This is a genomic window from Empedobacter sp. GD03739 (assembly GCF_029843245.1).
GTDB classification, from domain to species: domain Bacteria; phylum Bacteroidota; class Bacteroidia; order Flavobacteriales; family Weeksellaceae; genus Empedobacter; species Empedobacter falsenii_B.
In genome coordinates this window covers 1-2,106 of record NZ_JAOCHX010000095.1, presented here as the reverse complement: position 1 = coordinate 2,106, position 2,106 = coordinate 1, and the positions used below count along the sequence as shown (strand labels likewise).

Annotated in this window: 2 protein-coding genes; both read right to left on the bottom strand. The window is 41.6% G+C overall.

What is annotated here, in order from left to right:
• Window positions 1-246: 246 nt before the first annotated feature.
• Window positions 247-1,413, bottom strand: coding sequence for an IS91 family transposase (locus N5E64_RS15515; protein WP_024564049.1), 1,167 nt, complete (start codon window positions 1,411-1,413; stop codon window positions 247-249).
• A partial coding sequence (locus N5E64_RS15510; protein WP_280038284.1) for a tyrosine-type recombinase/integrase occupies window positions 1,410-2,106 on the bottom strand: 697 nt, incomplete at its 5' end. The genes N5E64_RS15515 and N5E64_RS15510, both read right to left, overlap by 4 nt.

Sequence of the window (2,106 nt, the reverse complement as noted above, 5' to 3'; positions counted from 1 at the left end):
AACTACCGCTAATAGCTAAGTTTTCGTTGCGTGCGCAGCACGAACAATGAAAACCCTGTTGAACGGAACCTTCGGCAGCTTTTGGTTGGGTATTTTCCCACACTATGGGTTTATCGACAAAAGATTTTTAGAGATACAAGAGACTTTGAGAAGAGTCTCTTTTTTTGTGGGTGATTTTGGCGAGTTTTTCTTGGTTTTATCGTGCTTTCCTTCACGTTAGGTTAACATTTCCCTTACCCAAATCCGCTAAAATGCAGATTTAGGAGCAGGTAAATTTCGGCTCATCTCCAAAAACCAACTTGGCGGACCTCGTAGATCGAACGTGGCAATCGTCACAAGATTTCCATCTTTACAACACGTACATTTCGGCTGAAAAGCTTTTGGCGGAAGCTTTTCTTTGGGCTGGATGCCTAAATTTTGTTGTAGATTTTTAAGTTTGATACGCTTCCAGGTGCTGCTCAAAAAACCATAATGACGGATTTTTACAAATCTTTTCGGTAAAATATGCATCACAAAACGGCGGATAAACTCTTCATGGCTCAAAACCATCTGCTTTTTGATGCCTTTTTGGCGGTAATCTTTGTAAGAAAAAGTTACCGTTTCCGCGTCAATTTTCCTGATTCTCTGGTTGCTGATGGCGATTTTATGCGTGTATCTGCCCAAATATTCTACCACAGATTTTGGGCTTCCAAAAGGCTTTTTGGCGTAAACAACCCAAGACTTTTCCCACAGATTTTGCCTGATTTTGGTATACTCTTCAAAGTTTTTATCTTTTAATTTCTCACAAAATTTAGCCCTGAAAACTTTACTCAAAGCCTTTACCGGAAACAAAAATTTGCCGTCTGAACGTAGATTTTTCCAAGCTCCGCTTTCATCCACTCCACCGCCCGGAACAATGCAGTGCAAATGCGGATGAAGGCTCAGATTCTGCCCCCAAGTGTGCAAAACAGCAATCATTCCCATTTTTAAACCTCGATTTTCACCAAACGTTTGAAGCGTTTCCCAGGCAGATTCAAATAAAAAATCGTACAACATTTTGGGCTCGTGAAGCGCGGTTTTGTTCAATACATCAGGAAGCGTAAAAACCACGTGGAAATAAGGTACCGGAAGCAGTTCGGTTTCCCGATTTTCAATCCATTGCTCTCGGTTTTTGCTCTGACATTTTGGGCAATGACGGTTTCGGCAGGAGTTGTAACTGATGCTTACATTTCCACATTCATCACAAGCGTCAATATGACCACCCAAAGCAGAGGTACGGCATTTTTTCAACGCTGAAAGTGTTCGTAATTGCCAAGAATTAAGTCCTAAATCTTCCAATTTTGAACCTAATTTGTTTAAAACATCGGCGACTTCGTATTGAGGTTGAGATTGAGGTTGAACTGACTGTTTTTTTGAGGTTTTTAAACCGCTCATTTTTTCCCAAATTCTGAAAAAAGGGTATCGAGCGGTGAAAAGAGTTTTTGGGTTGAAAGCTGGGCAATTTGAAGATAAACCAGCGTGGTATCGATACTTTCGTGACCGAGAAGATTTTTGATGCTCAAAATATCCATCCCATCTTCCAGAAGATGCGTCGCAAAACTGTGCCGAAGCGTATGGACACTCACTTCTTTCAGGATATTTGCCGTTTTTGATGCCTGCTTTACCGCCCACTGAACGCCGCGCTGGGAGTAACGGGAATCGAAATCGCCACCAGCACGCCCTCCACGAGGTTCTCCAAAGAGATAATCTTCCGGTTTTTCCGCTTCGATATACTTTTTGAGCCCACGAATCAGATGTTCGGAAAGTGGTAAATAGCGGTCTTTTTTGCCTTTTCCCTGAACCACTTTGAGTTGTTTTCGACCAAAATCTAAGTCGCACAAACGGAGATTTCGAACTTCCATACAGCGCAATCCGCAGCCGTAAAGAATGCCGATCAAAATTTTATGTTTTAAAAGTTTACAGCCGGACAACATCTGCCAAACCTCCTGTTTACTAAGCACTACAGGCAGTTTTTTCTCTCTTTTAATTTCCGGAAGACTCAAATAATCATAGCTCAAACCTTCCGATTTAAGCAGAAATCGAAGTCCGTAAACGGTGTGTTTAAAATACGACTGTGAAGGTGATTTT

What these genes read in the sequence shown, in the direction of transcription:
- N5E64_RS15515 (WP_024564049.1), bottom strand. Translation starts at nt 1,413, where the DNA reads ATGAGCGGTTTAAAAACCTCAAAAAAACAGTCAGTTCAACCTCAATCT.